Raw genomic sequence first — 18,231 nt, 5'->3', positions numbered from 1 at the left:
TGGCATGATTTAATTCTTAGATTATTAACTGTAATTACTAATCAAATAATTCCATCAGTTCCAAAGCCCGTTTTATTGACTTTACATTATCAAAAGTCAATAACAAACGTAATCCGTTTACGGTTTGTTTTTCTTTCATTTTGCAGAGCGTGCTGTGTTTTTGAACAAAATTTAAAACGTTTCTGAATTTCGCTGATTGGTAATAATCAGATTGCTGATCTGAGACGAAATAACCAATCATTTTCCCTTGTTTCAGGACCAGTTTCTCTATTCCGACTCTCGTTGCAATCCATTTTATGCGGATGCTGTTTAATAAAGCAACTGCAGGTTTTGGTAATGGCCCGAAACGGTCAATCAGTTTTTTCTCAAATTCCTGTAGTCCTGCTTCGTCTTTTATAGCACCCAATTCGTTGTACAAAACCAAACGCTCCGAAACGTTATTGATGTATTCATCCGGAAATAAAAGCTCAAAATCGGCATCGATCTGAATGTCTTTTACGTATTCTTTTGTGTCTATGTCATTTTCCTCAGGATACAAATCTTTGAATTCGTTTTCTTTCAATTCTTCAATAGCTTCGTTCATGATTTTTTGATACGTATCAAAACCAATTTCATTAATGAAACCGCTTTGTTCTCCGCCCAATAAATCTCCCGCACCACGAATCTCCAAATCTTTCATCGCGATATTGAAACCACTTCCCAGTTCGCTAAATTGTTCCAAAGCCTGAATGCGTTTTCTGGCATCTTCGGTCATCGATGAATACGGCGGACAGATGAAATAACAGAATGCTTTTTTGTTGCTTCGCCCTACCCTTCCACGCATTTGATGCAGATCTGACAATCCGAAATTATTGGCATTGTTGATGAAAATCGTATTGGCATTTGGAACGTCCAATCCGCTTTCGATGATGGTTGTGGCCACTAAAACGTCAAAATCTCCGTTCATGAAACCTAACATCAATTCTTCGAGTTTTGCTCCTTCCATTTGTCCGTGACCGATTCCGACTCTCGCATTTGGAACCAGACGCTGAATCATTCCTGCCACTTCTTTGATATTTTCGATTCGGTTATTGATAAAGAAAACCTGTCCGTTTCTTTGAATTTCATACGAAATAGCATCACGAATGACTTCTTCATTAAAACCAACCACATTTGTTTCTATCGGATAACGGTTTGGCGGAGGTGTTGTAATTACCGATAAATCTCTTGCGGCCATTAACGAAAACTGCAGCGTTCTCGGAATTGGTGTCGCCGTTAAAGTTAGTGTATCGACATTCGCAGCAATTGTTTTTAATTTATCCTTTACGTTTACACCAAACTTTTGTTCTTCATCGACAATCAATAAGCCTAAGTCTTTAAAAACCACATTTTTGTTGACCAATTGATGTGTTCCGATGACAATATCGAGTTTTCCTTCGGCTAAATCTTTTAAAGTCTGTGACTTTTGTTTTGCCGTTCTGAAACGGTTTAAGTAACCAATTGTAACGGGCATATCTTTTAATCGTTCTGAAAAAGTCCTGTAATGCTGATAAGCCAGAATAGTTGTAGGAACTAAAACTGCTACTTGCTTGCTATTGTCAACGGCTTTAAACGCGGCACGAATCGCAACCTCTGTTTTTCCAAAACCTACGTCACCGCAAACCAAACGATCCATAGGACGATCGCTTTCCATGTCGGCTTTTACTTCAGCCGTCGATTTCATTTGGTCGGGCGTATCTTCATAAATAAACGAACTTTCCAATTCGTTTTGCAGATAACTGTCAGGCGCAAACTGAAATCCTTTTTCCAAACGACGTTTCGCATACAGCTGAATCAAATTGAATGCAATATGTTTGACGCGCGCTTTGGTTTTCTGTTTTAAAACCTTCCAGGCGTTCGATCCTAATTTATAGATTTTTGGAGGCGTTCCGTCTTTTCCGTTGTATTTTGAGATTTTATGAAGCGAATGAATGCTTACATATACAATATCATTATCGGCATAAACCAGTTTTATAGCTTCCTGCGTTTTTCCTTCCACCTGAATTTTTTGCAATCCGCCAAACTTCCCGATTCCGTGATCGATGTGTGTTACATAATCGCCTACCGAAAGTGCTGTTAACTCTTTTAAAGTGATATTCTGCTTTTTTGAATAGCCGTTTTTGATATTGAATTTATGATAACGTTCAAAAATCTGATGATCCGTATAAGCCGTTATTTGATTTTCTTCGTCAATAAAACCCTGATATAAAGGCAGTACAATCGTATGATATTGTTTTCGGATATTTTCTGAATTGGCTTCATCCAAACTCTCAAAGATATCATGAAAACGTTTTGCCTGCGTTTCATTCGAACAGAATAAATAGTTTTTATAGCCGTTAAAATGATTGTCGCTCAGATTGTTCAGTAACAAATCAAATTGTTTGTTGAAAGAAGGCTGCGGCTGAATATGAAATTCGAATTTCTTAGTAGATTTATAAACCGGTTTTGATAATTCTACAACAGAAAAATCTAATGATCTCTTTATAAAGGATGCCTGATTTAAAAACAATTGTTCGGGCGTTGCATGCTTAATTTCTTTCGAAAGTTTTTCAAAAGCTTCTTCTGCCCTTTCAAATTGTTTGTCTAACTGACTAAAAAGTCCATCAGTATTTTGGATAAAAATAACCGTTTGCTCCGCAATATAATCTAAGAAGCTTTCGCGGTTTTCCTGAAAAAGTTTGTTTTCGACATTCGGGATAATCGTGATTTTTTTATGCGTTTCAACCGATAACTGGGTTTCAACATCAAAACTTCTGATGCTGTCGACTTCATTTCCGAAAAATTCAATTCGGTACGGATGATCGTTTGAAAAAGAAAATACATCGACAATTCCTCCACGAACAGAAAATTCGCCCGGTTCTGTAATAAAATCGACTCTTTTAAATTCGTATTCAAATAAAACTTCATTGATAAAATCGATTGAAATCTTATCATTCAATGATACTTTTAAAGTGTTTTTATCTAATTGCTGACGCGTCACGACTTTTTCAAAAAGCGCTTCAGGATACGTAACAATTATGGCCGGTTTTTTTCGGGAATTGATTCGGTTTAAAACCTCAGCGCGAAGCAAAACATTGGCATTATCAGTTTCATCAACCTGATACGGACGACGAAATGAGGCAGGATAAAACAAAACATCCTGTTCACCGATCATTTGCTCCAAATCGTTCAGATAATACGCCGCTTCTTCTTTGTTGTCTAAAACAATTAAAAAAGGCAGTTCGGTTTTTTTGAAAACAGAACGAATTACAAAGGAAACTGCAGATCCCAGCAAACCGCTGAGATGCATTTTTATCTGTTTTCCTTCCAGTAAATCTGATGCAATCTGCTGTGCTTTCGGCAGATTGTCGTAAGTAGTATATAAGGCGTTTTTACTCAACTTTAGGCAAATTTTGATCTACTGGCGGCATCGAATTCGGGATTGCGCGGGCAGTATCTAACATTCTTAAAAAATCGGACTCTCCTTCTTCTTGCGGAATTTTGCTTTTCTCTACAATTTTATCCATTTGTCTCTGTAATGAAACCAATTCTTTATTGATTTCTCCAATTAAAAAAGCGACTTTATCATCCGGAATTTTGTGCAAATGAATGAATAAATCCATCATTTTTACTTTGGTTATCAAAATAGAAATTCGGCTTCTGATTTGAGGCTGATTAAATTGTACAGGAATATTATTATTTAAGGCTATTGCCTTTTTAGCAATTGCAGCAGATTTTTTTTGGAATGCACCAATCGTTTTTCTTGGTTTTCCGCCCAGTTCTTTTAAAAACTCACGCCACTCTTTCCAGTCGGTTACGTTTTTTTCTGAGATTTCATTGATCGGTTCGTCAATAAATGACCATTCTTTATTGATATTATTAAAAATGATTTCCTTCTTTTTTGCTTCTTTTTTATTTTCTGCAAGACGTCTTTCATTTTCATTCTGACATGAATTCAGCATAAAAATTAAAAGCAGAAAAAGAGCTGTTTTGTATTTCATATAGGTAAAAATTTATTTTTTAATGATCCTATATGCTATCACCATCTTAATTTATTAAGGTTTGTCAGAGCAAACTTTTTCTGAATGGTGGATTTCATCAGGTTAAACATTAAGCTACAAAGTTACAAGTAAATTTACAATTATGAATTTTGATTTACAACCATTTTCCAGAAGTTTAAAGAAGTATTTTGAGAATGAATTAAATAAAAAACAATATTATTTATTATTAAATTCATAATTTAACAATAAAAAATGGATGATTATTTGCGAATATTTTATATTTGTTGTTTAAATCTATTCAAATGAATCCAAAAATATTAATCATTGGCGCTTGTGGCCAAATTGGGACAGAACTAACTGTAAAACTGCGCAAGCTCTATGGAACAGAAAATGTGATTGCCTCTGATATTCGGAAATTAAATACAGATGTGGTTAATTCGGGTCCGTTTGAAGTAATTAATGCTTTGGATTTTAATCAAATTGAACATCTGGTAGAAATTCATCATATTACAGATGTTTATTTGATGGCAGCACTTTTATCGGCAACAGCTGAAAAAAACCCTGCTTTTGCCTGGGATTTGAACATGAACTCCTTATTTCATGTTTTGAACCTGGCGAAAGCCAAAAAGATAAAAAAGATATTCTGGCCATCCAGTATAGCTGTTTTTGGTCCCACAACCCCAAAAGAAAATACACCTCAATATACCATTATGGAGCCTTCAACTGTTTATGGAATCAGTAAACAAGCCGGCGAAAGATGGTGCGAATACTATCATAATACGTACGGTGTTGATGTTCGCAGTATTCGTTATCCCGGCCTAATCAGCTGGTCAACTCCTCCAGGTGGCGGAACTACAGATTATGCTGTTGATATTTTTCATAAAGCAATAGCCGATAAAAAATACGAGTGCTTTTTGTCATCAGAAACCAAAATGCCAATGATGTATATGGACGATGCCATTGCTGCGACAATCAATATTATGAAAGCTCCTGCTGACGAAATCAAAATACATTCTTCTTATAATTTAGCAGCAATGAGTTTTACACCAACCGAGATTGCTGCCGAAATTAAAAAACATATTCCGGAATTTGAAATTACCTATAACCCTGATTTCCGCCAGAAAATTGCGGACAGCTGGCCTGCAAGTATTGATGACAGTGCTGCAAGAGCAGATTGGAAATGGAATCATAAATTTGATTTGGAATCGATGACAAAAGATATGCTGGAGCATTTAAGCTAAGAACCTAATATCTAAAATAAAAGGTCCCGTTTAGAATATATTTCTCCACGGGACCTTTTTTATACTTTTAATTTGAAGCTTTTACTTCACTTCAAAAACATTGTTTGCTTGTTTCACATCAGCCATTAATCCGCTTGGATCGATGGTGATTTTTTTGATTGCCGTTTTGTTTTTATCAATCGTAAAACTGTAATTGGATTGTGCCCAGGCCCAGTCTTCCAAAACAGTTCTTTTGTCGTTTGGATTTGGATTTGGCTTAATGAAATTCATCATTCGTAACGGAATGTAAAACGTTTCAGAAGTGCCGTCTGTATAATCCACTTTTAAATCAATTGGCATTGGCATTCTTCCAATTCTTTCTAAAGTAACCGTTGTTTTTCCTGAATTATCAGCAACGGCTGCAATTCCGTAATCAATTGTATTGGTTGTTTGTGCCCAGTCTGTCAAATACCAGTCTAACTCAGCTCCGGAAACTCTTTCTGCAGATCTTTTGATATCATTTGGCGTTGGATGTTTGAATTTAAAATCGTTAAAATATCTTTTTAAAGTCGCATCAACATTTTCCTTTCCAATCACATATTCCAATTGCGAAAGGAAAATACTTCCTTTGACATAAGATGAAATACTGTACGGACGGTTTTCATCATAGCGGTCACCATGTGTTGTTTGCGGCTGTTCTTTGCCTGAATTTACTAAACTGTAATAAGCTGCATAATTTCCTTTAAACGGATTTGAAACTTTTTTATCTCCGGCTAATTCATTCAAAGCACTGTCTTCGATATAAGTTGTAAAACCTTCATCCATCCATGGATGCTTTGACTCATTTGACGCCAGAATATGCTGAAACCAGGAATGTCCTAATTCATGAGTTGCAGTTCCTGTAATTCCTTCAAGAGTTCCGTTTCCTAACATTAAAGTACACATGGCATATTCCATTCCGCCATCTCCACCCTGAATAAAGGAGTATTGTTTGTATGGATACACGCCTACTTTTTGATTGTAATAATCCATCACCTTAACCATTAAAGGCTCTAATTGTTTCCAGTTTTCAGTAGTTTTTGGATTGTTTTTGTAAAAGAAATGCAAATCAACATCGTTGGGTCCTTTTACAATATCATGGGTATATTCTTTGTCAGCGGCCCAGGTAAAATCGTGTACATTTGGTGCAATAAAATGCCAGGTAAGTGTTTTTGCTTTCTTTGGATAAACCACCTTTACGCCTTCATCTTCGTAACCGTGACCAATTTTATTTTTATCCTGTAAATATCCGGAACCACCAATTGTGTAATCTTTGTCAATAGTGATTTTTACATCAAAATTACCCCAGACACCGTGAAATTCCCTTGCAATGTAAGGATCGGCGTGCCAGCCTTCAAAATCAAATTCGGCTAATTTTGGATACCATTGCGACATGGAAAGTTCAACCCCTTCCGAATTATTTCTTCCCGAACGGCGCACCTGAACCGGAACCTGTCCGTCAAAATCTAAAGTAAAAGTCGATTTGGAATTTGGCAGAATCGGTTTTGCCAAAGTCACTTCTAAAATTGTTCCCGAAACTCTTGTTTGTGCCGTTACGCCATCTTGTTTAAAATTGGTTATTTTTAAAAATCCAATTTCATTTGGTTTCAAAGTTTCAATTCGGCTTTGCTTTATATCTTTTCCGTCTGCTCCTTTTACTTTTGTTACCATTCTTCCGTCAGGATCTTTTATAAAATGAAGGCGTGCATCCATTTCGCTTCCTGGCTGAAAAGCATTAAAGAACAAATGATAGTACACTTTTTTCAAAGTATCAGAAGAATTGTTCGTGTAAACCAATTCCTGTTTTCCTTTGTACTGATAGTTTTTTACATCCATCGAAACCTCCATTTTATAATCGGCGTGTTGTTGCCAGTACGGGGAATTTTGTGCAAAAACTGAATTTAAGCCCAAACTCAAAAAAGAAAGTAGAATTATTTTTCGCATCTTAATTATAATAGAAAATGGAAGAACTTTCGCTCTTCCATTAAATTAATAGTGTATTTTAATTATTTTTTTGACATTTTCTCAGCCATCAATAAAGCATTGTAAGCATTTACCATTTTTGCTGTTTTAGATGACTCTGTGGAAGAAACAGCTTCTTGTTTCTCTTCACCTAAAACCACTTTTTCAGGAAGAGCTACTCCTGAATCCATTAAAATCTTTTTAACCTGAGCTGCTTTTAGTTTTGGATAGTATGAACGAATCAAAGCCGCAACTCCTGCTGCATTTGGCGATGCCATTGAAGTTCCCTGCAAATATTTGTATTTATTGTTTGGAATTGTTGCATAAATTTCTTCACCCGGAGCAAAAACATCTACGTTTAATTTTCCAAAGTTAGAAAACCCGGCAATTACATTTTCTCCATAAGTCTTATTAATAGCTCCAATTGTGATCAGATTATCAGCAAATTCTTTAATATTATCTTCAGAATCGTTTGGATAATTAATGTTTTTGGTTTCATCAATATTATAACCGTCATTACCTGCGGCATGAACAATTAAAACATCTTTTTTCTTTGCATATTTTATTGCATCATACACCCATTTTTTATGTGGAGAAAAGCTTTTTCCGAAACTTCCGTTGATTACTTTAGCTCCGTTATCAACGGCATATCGAATAGCCAAAGCGATATCTTTATCATATTCATCTCCATCAGGAACCGCTCTTACAGTCAAAATTTCTACATTGTTGGCAACACCGTCTCCGCCTAAATCGTTCCCGCGAACCTGTGCAATAATTCCGGCAACGTGTGTTCCGTGTAATGCTTTTTCTTTGTCCGGCCCAAATACAATATTATTTCCGTATTTCGTGCTTCTAATGTCTTCTGCATTATCACCTAACACTTTTCTGCCGTCAAATTCTTTGTTTAAATTGAAATTTAATTCATTGTAAACATGCTCTCTGTAATCTTCTAATTCAGTTTCCGGATTAAATGTTGGACCGGCATTGGTAAAAATTTGTGTCATTACCATTTTGCTTCTCGCCACTTTTGGATCGGTAGAGGTAATTGAATTTAAATCTTCGCTTTTATACTCCTTTTTATTTAAAGCTGTTTGTATCGTTTTGTGAACATCCAGTAAAAAATCTACCTGTTCCTTATCTTTTAAAGCTTTCTCGTATTTTTCTGTGTACTGTGCCAGAGCATCTTTATATTGCTGAGAACCGTCATCACCTTTTTTAACAATGCGGGTCATTTCAAGATTTTCATCGACAACATCGCCAAGGAAATTCCATCCATGAATATCATCAATATAACCATTTTTATCATCGTCAATTCCGTTACCCGGGATTTCCTTTGGATTTGTCCAGATTACCCCCTTTAAATCTTCGTGTTCGATATCAACACCTGAATCGACAACTCCAACAATTACTTTTTTACCTGTTTTTCCTTGTAATAATTCAGCATAAGCTTTATCAACACTCATTCCCGGAATAGAATCTTTGATAAGATCAAGATGTGACCATCTTTTCAGTTCATTTTCAGTAACCGGAGCTTTTTTAACAACAGCTGAAGAAGCAGTTATAAATTCTTTTGGAACTGAAACTTGCGCTTGTAAAGTTGCGCTGCAGCCTGCTAAAACAAGTAATGCAAAAGCAGATAGATTAAGTGGTTTTATATGACTCATGTATCTATTTATAATGTAAAGTTAAAGATGCGACTAAATTATGATATTTTGTTACAAAAAACTAAACGTTAACAATGTGTTATGAAATTTAAGATTTCAATTCTAAGAAGAGGTTGATTAGAAATCTTAAAAACATTTATTTTTTATTCTTAAATTTATGATTATCAACTGATTGATTAATTACATACAAATATAAAAATGAAAAAAATTACCATTCTGATTTTTCTATTATTTTTAATGAAAACCAGTGCGCAAAACGATACTATTGTTTTAAAAAACAAAGATGTAATGGTTGGAAAAATAAAACTCATGAAAAATGGCGCTTTGGAAATTGAAACAGATTACAGCAAGGACGATTTTAGGATTAAATGGAAAGATATTGTCTCTATCATTTCCAATAAATCGCATATGATTAATTTAACTAATGGTGATTTATTAAATGGAGGTTTGTTTACCGATTATGCAACGAAAAAAACTTACGTTATTAATTTGAGTAATCAGGAAAGAAAAGAAGTAAATCTTCAGGATATTGTTTACATTAAGGCGGTTAATGATAGTTTTTGGGATCGTCTGGATGCCTCGTTTGATGTAGGTTTAAAATTGACAAAGGCTCAGAATCTCCAGCAACTAAGTATAAACGTTGGCTTGGGTTATACGGCGCGAACATGGTTTTCTACAGCTACTTATAAGCAGATGCAATCTGTTCAGGACGATATTGAATCTATTCGCAGGATCGATACCGACCTGAGTTTTACGAAACTGTTAAAAAAGGATTATTTTGCCCAAATGTCCATTACTACATTGTCAAATACAGAACAGGATATTGATTTGCGTATTTTGTCAAAAGGTGGTGTGGGAAAATATCTTATTCATGATAATACAAAATATTGGGGTATAGCAGCAGGACTTTCATTCAACCACGAAAAATATATAACTGAAGCTTCTGCCAATAAAAGCTTAGAGGCCTTTTTGGGAACAGAACTAAATATTTACGATGCAGGTGATTTTGATATTCAGTCCAAATTAAATGTTTTTCCGAGTTTAACCGAAAATAACAGAATCCGTACCGACTTTAACCTGGATACAAAATATGATTTACCTCTGAATTTTTATGTTAAACTATCCTTTCTATACAACTTTGACAGCAAACCTCCATCAAGCACTTCAAAAAATGATTATGTATTTCAAACCGGTTTTGGCTGGGAACTTGAGTAAAAAATGCAACTCGAATTCCACAAATCCGCGCAAATTAAAATTCTACTTTTATAAAATATCCTCACAAGTAAAAACCTCTTTTAATCTCACTCCTTTTTCAGTATGCTCTACCGTAATAATCTGGTTATGGGCATCATGTTCCAGAAACAAATAATAATTATTCGCGGCTGCCAGATTTAAAAAATCGGCTTTTTCATCCATCGTTAACAGCGGACGCGTATCGTAACCCATAACATACGGCAAAGGCAAATGCCCGGCTGTTGGCAATAAATCGGCACAAAAAACAATGGTCTTATCCTGATATTGAATGTGCGGAATCATCTGTTTTTCGGTATGTCCATCAACAAATAAAATTCCAAAACCAACTTCTGAAGTCGCCAAGAAATTAGATTGTGGTCTTTCAATAAAATTCAGCTGGCCACTTTCCTGCATCGGCAAGATATTCTCTGTTAAAAAAGAAGCTTTTTCTCGGGCATTTGGCTTTGTTGCCCATTCCCAATGATTTTCATTTGTCCAGAATCTGGCATTTTTAAAAGCAGGTTCATATCCGGTTTTATCAGAATTCAACTGAACGCTTCCGCCACAATGATCGAAATGAAGATGAGTCATGAAAACATCTGTGATATCATTTCGGTGAAAACCATATTTAGCCAATGACTTATCTATAGAATGTGATCCCCAAAGTGAATAATACCCAAAAAATTTCTCTGATTGTTTATCACCCATTCCGGTGTCTATCAAAATCAACCGGTTCCCATTTTCAATAAGCAGACAACGGGCTGCAATATCAATTAAATTATTAGAGTCGGCCGGATTGGTTTTATTCCAGATTGTTTTTGGCACCACTCCAAACATTGCGCCTCCGTCTAATTTAAAATTTCCTGATTCTATAGGATAAAGTTTCATAGTTTTTCATTTACAAAAGATGAAACAAAGCTAGGAAATCCAATTTTTCTATTCCTTAAATCAACGAATATTTTAACGCAAGGTAAATTTTATTAAAATCTAAATTATTCAGACTTAATCTGATTCTTAAGAAAAATCTTAGTGATAAACAGTTTAAATAACTTATATCTATTTTAACATTTGTTATAATAATGTGAACCGTTATGGAAAAAGGTTTTTAAGTAGTATCTTTGCAAATAATTTCATTTCAGTATTGAAATCCAGCATTTTAAAAAAACAATATTTTTTTGATTTTGGATTAAAAGCGAAAGAAAAATACAAATACCATAAACAATGATAAAAGTTTCTGATACAGCCAAAAAGAAAATCATCGATTTGATGACTGACGATGGTTTTGATGCCGCACATGACTACGTACGCGTAGGAGTAAAAAGCGGTGGATGCTCTGGTTTGTCTTATGATTTAAAATTTGACAAAAACAAGGGAGATGATGACAAAATATTCGTAGACAATGATATACAAATCGCAGTTGAAAAAAAATCATTCCTTTATTTAGCCGGAACAATTTTAGAATTCTCCGGAGGATTAAACGGAAAAGGATTTGTTTTCAATAATCCGAATGCAAGCAGAACTTGCGGATGCGGAGAATCATTTTCGCTATAAACAATAAATAATTGCAAAATTTAAAGATTTAATTACAGAAGTATTTTAATATTTAAATCCTTCAATTTTAAAATCTTCAATAAAAAAAAAATGAGCAAATACACCGAAGACGATTTAAAAATCGAACTGGAAACCAAAGAATATGAGTACGGATTTTATACCAATATAGAATCTGAAACTTTCCCTATTGGCTTAAACGAAGAGATTGTAAGAGCAATTTCTCTTAAAAAAGAAGAACCTGAGTGGATGACCGAATGGCGCATAGAGGCTTTCCGTGCCTGGAAAGAAATGATCGAACCGGAATGGGCAAACGTACAATACGAAAAACCGGACTTTCAGGCAATCTCTTATTATTCAGCTCCAAAAGCGGTAGATCCAAATAAAACTCTTGACGACGTTGATCCTGAACTTTTAGAAATGTACAAAAAGTTGGGAATCTCTGTTGATGAACAAAAAATGATGAACAATATCGCAATGGATATTGTGGTTGATTCTGTTTCGGTAGCAACGACTTTCAAGAAAACTTTAGGAGAAAAAGGCATTATTTTCTGTCCGATTTCTGAGGCTATCAAAGAACATCCGGAATTGGTTCGTAAATATTTAGGAACGGTTGTACCTCAAAAAGATAACTTTTATGCTGCCTTAAACTCAGCGGTTTTCTCTGACGGAAGTTTTTGTTATATTCCAAAAGGTGTAAAATGTCCAATGGAACTTTCAACTTATTTCAGAATCAATCAGGCAGGAACGGGACAATTCGAAAGAACATTGGTTATTGCTGATGAAGGAAGCTACGTTTCTTACCTTGAAGGATGTACTGCTCCAAGCCGTGACGAAAATCAATTGCACGCTGCTGTAGTTGAATTAATCGCTTTGGATGATGCTGAAATCAAATATTCGACAGTTCAAAACTGGTTCCCCGGAAACAAAGAAGGAAAAGGCGGGGTTTACAACTTCGTAACCAAAAGAGGTTTGTGCGAAACAAACGCTAAAATTTCCTGGACACAGGTTGAAACAGGTTCTGCTGTAACGTGGAAATATCCTTCTTGCGTACTTAAAGGAGATAATTCGGTAGGAGAATTTTATTCTATCGCTGTCACCAACAATTACCAGCAAGCTGATACGGGAACAAAAATGATCCATTTAGGTAAAAACACTAAATCAACTATTATTTCTAAAGGTATTTCAGCAGGAAAATCTCAAAACAGTTACCGTGGTTTAGTGCAGATTTCGCCGAGAGCCGAGAATGCAAGAAACTTTTCTCAATGTGACTCTTTGTTAATGGGTAATAATTGCGGAGCACATACTTTCCCTTACATCGAAAGTAAAAATCCATCTGCAAAAATCGAGCATGAAGCAACGACAAGTAAAATTGGGGAAGATCAGGTTTTTTACTGTAACCAAAGAGGTATTCCGACTGAAAAAGCGATTGCCTTAATTGTAAACGGTTTCAGTAAAGATGTCCTGAACAAATTGCCAATGGAATTTGCAGTTGAAGCTCAGAAATTATTAGAGATTTCTTTGGAAGGATCTGTGGGATAAAAAAGTTCCATGTTTCAGGTTTCAAGTTTTTGATCCGAAACTTACTTTTGCAACCAATAAAAAAGAATTTTATATCATATTAAAATAAAAGATTTTTCAAAGTTTCGCTTTTCAGCACAACTGAGAACTTGAAACTTGAAACTTTAAACAAAAAAAAGATGTTATCAATAAAAAACCTTCACGCCGCAATCGGTGATAAAGAAATCCTGAAAGGAATTAATATAGAAGTTAAAGCTGGCGAAGTACACGCTATCATGGGACCAAACGGTTCCGGAAAAAGTACGCTTTCTGCTGTTATTGCAGGAAACGAAAACTATGAAGTTACAGACGGAGAAGTGATCCTTGACGGAGAAGATCTTGGCGATTTGGCTCCCGAAGAAAGAGCGCACAAAGGTGTTTTCCTTTCTTTTCAGTATCCGGTAGAAATTCCCGGAGTTAGCGTTACGAACTTCATGAAAACGGCTATCAACGAAACCCGTAAAGCAAACGGTCAGGAAGAAATGCCTGCAAACGAGATGCTGAAAGTGATTCGTGAGAAATCTGAATTATTAGAAATCGACCGTAAGTTTTTATCCCGTTCTTTAAATGAAGGTTTTTCAGGAGGAGAGAAAAAAAGAAACGAGATTTTCCAGATGGCAATGTTAGAGCCAAAATTAGCAATTCTGGACGAAACCGATTCTGGTCTTGATATTGACGCATTAAGAATTGTGGCAAATGGCGTAAACAAATTAAAAAGCGACAAAAACGCAATTATCGTCATCACTCACTACCAGCGTTTGTTAGATTATATCGTTCCGGATTTCGTTCACGTTCTTTACAACGGAAGAATCGTAAAATCTGGTGGAAAAGAACTGGCTTACGAATTAGAAGAAAAAGGATACGACTGGATCAAAGCAGAAAACTAAATTTTTGTTTCAAGTTTCATGTTTTTTTAGTTTCAAGTTGAATTACATTTTGTAAGTTTAAACTTAAATTTATTAAAATAGAAATGACAACAATTACGAGGTTTGAAGATTTAGAAATCTGGAAAGAGGCGAGACGATTAGCAAAAGAAATACATTTTATTTCAGTTGAAACTGAGTTAAGATCTGACCTCAGATTTAAAAATCAAATAAAAAGTTCTTCGGGTTCGGTGATAGATAACATTGCTGAAGGTTTTGAAAGGGATGGAAATTTAGAATTTCGACAATTTTTATCTATCGCAAAAGGTTCAGCCGGAGAAACAAGGTCTCAGTTATATCAGATTTTTGATTTTGAATATATTTCAGAAGAAAAATTCGAAGCTTTAAAAAAAGATTATGAAAATTTAAGCGGTAAAATAAAAAACTTTATCACTTACCTAAATAAAAAAGATTTCAAGGGGAATAAGTTTAAGTAAAAAAACCTGAAACAAAAAACCTGAAATAAAATGGATTTCAAAGGAATTAAGTTCCAGCAGTCAACCTGAAACTTTAAACCTGAAACACCGAAGGAAACAAAAGAACAATGGATTTAAAAGAAAAATTAGTATCGTCTTTTATGGCTTTTGAAGAGCGTGTCGATGTACATTCAGATTTACATGACATACGTACAAATGCTATAAAAAACTTCGAAAATAAAGGTTTCCCAACCAAAAGGGAAGAAGCCTGGAAATACACATCGCTAAACGCCATCTTAAAAAATGACTTTACGGTTTTTCCAAAGCAGGAAAATGCAATCGAATTCAATCAGGTAAAAAAATATTTTTTGCACGAAATCGACACGTATAAATTAGTGTTTATTGATGGTGTTTTCAGTTCGCACTTGTCTTCTACGACTCATGACGGAATCGATGTTTGTCTGATGTCGTCGGCATTGACCAAACCAAAATATAAAATGGTTATCGATACGTACTTTAATCAGATTGCAAGTAAAGATGACAGCTTGACTTCATTGAATACAGCTTTTGCAATTGAAGGTGCCTTTATCAATATTCCAAAGAAAAAAGTGGCTGATAAGCCAATCGAGATAATGTATTTCTCAACAGGAAATGAAGCCGCCTTGATGGTTCAGCCGAGAAACCTGATTATTGTGGGTGAAAATTCACATGTTCAGATTATAGAACGTCACCAAAGTCTGAATGAAAATCCGGTTTTAACCAATTCTGTTACTGAAATTTTCGCTCAAAAACGTGCCATAGTTGATTATTATAAAATTCAAAATGATAACAGTGAAGCAAATTTAATTGACAATACTTATGTTTCTCAACAACAGGAAAGCCACGCTTCTGTTCATACTTTCTCATTTGGAGGAAACATTACGCGCAACAATTTAAACTTCTACCATTTCGGAGAAAGACTAACAAGTACGCTTAACGGAATTTCTATCCTGAATGACAAACAGCATGTTGACCATTATACTTTGGTAAATCACGCACAGCCTAACTGCGAAAGTTTTCAGGATTATAAAGGAATTTTCACTGACCGTTCGACAGGAGTTTTCAACGGAAAAGTTTTCGTAGAAAAAGAAGCTCAAAAAACAAACGCTTTCCAAAAAAGCAACAATATTTTATTAAGTGACAAGGCAACAATCAACGCAAAACCGCAATTGGAAATTTTTGCTGATGATGTAAAGTGTTCTCACGGATGTACAGTTGGACAGCTTGACGAAACGGCCATGTTCTACATGCAGTCCCGCGGAATTCCGAAGAAAGAAGCTAAAGCTTTATTGATGTACGCATTCTCAAATGCCGTTATCGAAAGCATCAAAATACCGGAACTAAAACAAAGAATTACTAAAATCATTGCTATGAAATTGGGCGTGAATTTAGGATTTGATTTGTAAAAAATAAGAGTTCAATCTATAAAACATAAAACCGGCAAGTTCAATACTTACCGGTTTTTTTATGAGTTAATTACAGAAAAGAATTCGATTTTATTTTTTAAGATTGACTTAAAAAGAATAACAACTGCATCTTTCTCTCTTCCAAAAATCTTCTAATCTAAAATTCACGAAAAAAGAATGTGAACCGTCATTATATCTTGAGAAACTATTAATTGATGCATCATAAGAATAGCCTACCATAAATTTTTCCAGAAACCTGACACCAATAAAGGACCCAACAGAAACACCTGGTTCAAAGTTTAAACTGGCATAAAATTTCTCCGACCATATAGAATTAAGTGCAAACATCGTGCTTTGTGATTCGCCCTCAGAAAGTCTTGTCATAATAGTTGGCTGTAAAGAGATGTCTGGATTAACCTCAAATTTATAGCCAGTGGTAATATAGAATTTATTATTGTTTGATAAAATGTAAACATTTTCATTAAAGTTTTTTTCAGCTATAATATTCGGTATCCCAAGACCCAGGAAAAACTTATCATCATGAAGATAAAAACCTGTCCCAAAATTAAAATTCATATTGTTTACAGTGCCTGAAAAGCCACTATACTCTTCCGGATTTTCAATTGCCAATAAATTGTAATCCACTTTATAACTATTAACCCCTGCTTTTATTCCCAACGCAACTTTCCACTTGCTGTTTAGGTTAAAATGGTAAGAAAAATTTCCTGCAACACTCGTCTCTTTACTTGCCCCGATTTCATCGTTAATAACATCAAGTCCCATACCGGTATGAGAATTGACAAATGTACCATGACCTGAAAAAACAATTGTTTTAGGTGCTCCTTCAAATCCAACCCATTGGGAATTATAAACTCCGGATAAAGAAATACCTTCATAACTTCCCGCATATGCCGGATTGTATGTCATTGGAGTAAAAAAATAGCTGGACAGTTTGACATCTGCCTGAGCATAAACTTTTGAAAAAACAACAAGCATTAATGCTGCTATTTTTAGATTTAAACAATTATTCATTATTTACTGGTTGTTGTCAATTTGTAAAAATCCTTTTAACTGATTGGATTTACAATTCGTTCTGTACTTTAAAACAAAGTAATATGTACCTGTTGGCAAAAAATTATTCTTCATAAACACATCCTTTGAATTAGATTTTCCATCAAAGAAGTTGTTTTCATTATTATAATTATCAGTCTTCCATACTAAATTTCCATATCGATTAAAAATTTCAATAGTATTCACAGGGAAATTGTCTATTCCTTTTATGGTAAGTTTATTATTCAGATTATTACCATTAACAGTAATTAGATTATAATATTCCAGTTTATTCTCGACAATTTTTACAGTAACTGGCAATCTGGAAGAACTTTCACAATTTGTATTGCTATCATAATTTCCAGCATAAAAAGTCTCTCCATCTGTTAAACGATAATCAAAAGGCAAAATATTGCCATTCGTAAATGAATCGTACCACACCACCATATTTGAACTTACTTTAAGATCTGCTATCGTAGGATTAGTTTCTGAACAAAATTGTTGAATTCCAGGTCCTGTTGGATTCGGAACAGTTTTTATTATTGCTGTAACCGATAGGCGGTTTGTACTTTGACATCCATTAATGGTCTGAGAAGCATAATATTTTACACCGTTGATTAATAGTACATTACTATTTAAAGATACTCCGCCTGTCGCGCTAGTAAACCACTGTATATTTGAGCCTACAACGATTAAATCTTCAATTTTAGCACTATTACAAAACTCCTGACTTGTATTTCCTGTCGGTGCGGCTGTCATGTTGAGTATTGCCGTAACTTCAGTTCGTGATATACTCTCGCAACCATTCAGTGTTTGCGATCCATAATATTTTGTTCCACTCACTAAAACTGTAGTTGCCAATAATTGTGTACCTGACGTAGCTGTAGCATACCATTTGATAGCTGTTCCTGTAGCCGATAAATCCGCTATAGTTGCCGCATTACAGAAAGATTGTACAGCGCTTGCTGTAGGTGCTGCTGTAGTGTTGATCGTTACCGCAACTGCTGTACGATTGGTACTCTCGCACGAATTCAGTGTTTGCGAAGCGTAATAAGTCGTACCGCTAACCAAGGCAGTTGTCGTTGGCAATTCTGAACCAAGCGTTGAGGCAGCGTACCATTTGATGGCTGTTCCTGTAGCTGATAAATTGGCTATAGTTGCAGCATTACAGAA

At 35.0% G+C, this 18,231-nt stretch carries 14 protein-coding genes; 7 read left to right on the top strand and 7 right to left on the bottom strand.

Going from position 1 to position 18,231, the window contains the following annotated elements; genetic code table 11:
* Positions 1–37: 37 nt before the first annotated feature.
* Together mfd and GXM17_RS13425 are read right to left on the bottom strand one after the other, a co-directional pair.
* Positions 38–3,397, bottom strand: coding sequence for a transcription-repair coupling factor (mfd, locus tag GXM17_RS13430; protein WP_163399840.1), 3,360 nt, complete (start codon positions 3,395–3,397; stop codon positions 38–40).
* On the bottom strand, positions 3,390–3,998 hold the full coding sequence (locus GXM17_RS13425) for a hypothetical protein (protein WP_163399839.1): 609 nt from the start codon (positions 3,996–3,998) through the stop codon (positions 3,390–3,392). The genes mfd and GXM17_RS13425 overlap by 8 nt, the downstream gene beginning before the upstream one ends.
* A 302-nt stretch (positions 3,999–4,300) precedes the next feature.
* Between GXM17_RS13425 and GXM17_RS13420 the strand changes: the two genes are divergently transcribed.
* Entirely contained in the window at positions 4,301–5,239 is a 939-nt protein-coding gene (locus GXM17_RS13420; RefSeq protein ID WP_163399838.1) for an L-threonine 3-dehydrogenase, read from the top strand.
* A gap of 81 nt (positions 5,240–5,320) precedes the next feature.
* Here GXM17_RS13420 and GXM17_RS13415 read toward each other — a convergent pair whose 3' ends face one another.
* A complete protein-coding gene (locus GXM17_RS13415; protein ID WP_163399837.1) occupies positions 5,321–7,201 on the bottom strand; it encodes a M1 family metallopeptidase in 1,881 nt (626 codons plus the stop codon).
* A 62-nt stretch (positions 7,202–7,263) separates the two neighbouring features.
* Positions 7,264–8,883 (bottom strand): S8 family peptidase, encoded by a 1,620-nt coding sequence (locus GXM17_RS13410; protein WP_163399836.1) that lies wholly within the window; start codon positions 8,881–8,883, stop codon positions 7,264–7,266.
* A gap of 198 nt (positions 8,884–9,081) precedes the next feature.
* Between GXM17_RS13410 and GXM17_RS13405 the strand changes: the two genes are divergently transcribed.
* On the top strand, positions 9,082–10,098 hold the full coding sequence (locus GXM17_RS13405; RefSeq protein ID WP_163399835.1) for a DUF481 domain-containing protein: 1,017 nt from the start codon (positions 9,082–9,084) through the stop codon (positions 10,096–10,098).
* Between the two features lie 48 nt (positions 10,099–10,146).
* Here GXM17_RS13405 and GXM17_RS13400 read toward each other — a convergent pair whose 3' ends face one another.
* Entirely contained in the window at positions 10,147–11,004 is an 858-nt protein-coding gene (locus GXM17_RS13400) for an MBL fold metallo-hydrolase (protein WP_163399834.1), read from the bottom strand.
* A 333-nt stretch (positions 11,005–11,337) separates the two neighbouring features.
* Here GXM17_RS13400 and GXM17_RS13395 point away from each other — a divergent pair, with 333 nt between their 5' ends.
* From GXM17_RS13395 to sufD, 5 genes are all read left to right on the top strand, one after another.
* Positions 11,338–11,667: a HesB/IscA family protein gene (locus GXM17_RS13395; protein WP_163399833.1), complete on the top strand. Its 330-nt coding sequence runs from the start codon at positions 11,338–11,340 to the stop codon at positions 11,665–11,667.
* A gap of 90 nt (positions 11,668–11,757) precedes the next feature.
* Complete coding sequence (gene sufB, locus GXM17_RS13390) at positions 11,758–13,206, top strand: Fe-S cluster assembly protein SufB (RefSeq protein WP_163399832.1); 1,449 nt, start codon at positions 11,758–11,760, stop codon at positions 13,204–13,206.
* A gap of 158 nt (positions 13,207–13,364) precedes the next feature.
* Positions 13,365–14,111 (top strand): Fe-S cluster assembly ATPase SufC, encoded by a 747-nt coding sequence (gene sufC, locus GXM17_RS13385; RefSeq protein ID WP_163391696.1) that lies wholly within the window; start codon positions 13,365–13,367, stop codon positions 14,109–14,111.
* A gap of 83 nt (positions 14,112–14,194) precedes the next feature.
* The gene (locus GXM17_RS13380; protein ID WP_163399831.1) at positions 14,195–14,584 is read left to right on the top strand and encodes a four helix bundle protein; all 390 of its coding nucleotides are present in this window, start codon (positions 14,195–14,197) and stop codon (positions 14,582–14,584) included.
* A 107-nt stretch (positions 14,585–14,691) separates the two neighbouring features.
* Positions 14,692–16,008: a Fe-S cluster assembly protein SufD gene (gene sufD / locus GXM17_RS13375; RefSeq protein ID WP_163399830.1), complete on the top strand. Its 1,317-nt coding sequence runs from the start codon at positions 14,692–14,694 to the stop codon at positions 16,006–16,008.
* A 108-nt stretch (positions 16,009–16,116) separates the two neighbouring features.
* On the opposite strand, the gene GXM17_RS13370 is transcribed toward sufD, so the two are convergent.
* Both GXM17_RS13370 and GXM17_RS13365 read right to left on the bottom strand, forming a co-directional pair.
* Positions 16,117–17,040 (bottom strand): PorP/SprF family type IX secretion system membrane protein, encoded by a 924-nt coding sequence (locus GXM17_RS13370; RefSeq protein WP_163399829.1) that lies wholly within the window; start codon positions 17,038–17,040, stop codon positions 16,117–16,119.
* A gap of 3 nt (positions 17,041–17,043) precedes the next feature.
* Positions 17,044–18,231: T9SS type B sorting domain-containing protein (locus GXM17_RS13365; protein ID WP_163399828.1), on the bottom strand; the 1,188-nt coding region annotated here is incomplete at its 5' end.

Origin of the sequence: Flavobacterium fluviatile, from assembly GCF_010645065.1 — a bacterium.
Classification (GTDB): domain Bacteria; phylum Bacteroidota; class Bacteroidia; order Flavobacteriales; family Flavobacteriaceae; genus Flavobacterium; species Flavobacterium fluviatile.
Note: the sequence above shows the minus strand (reverse complement) of the source record. Positions and strands in the feature narration are given on the sequence as shown.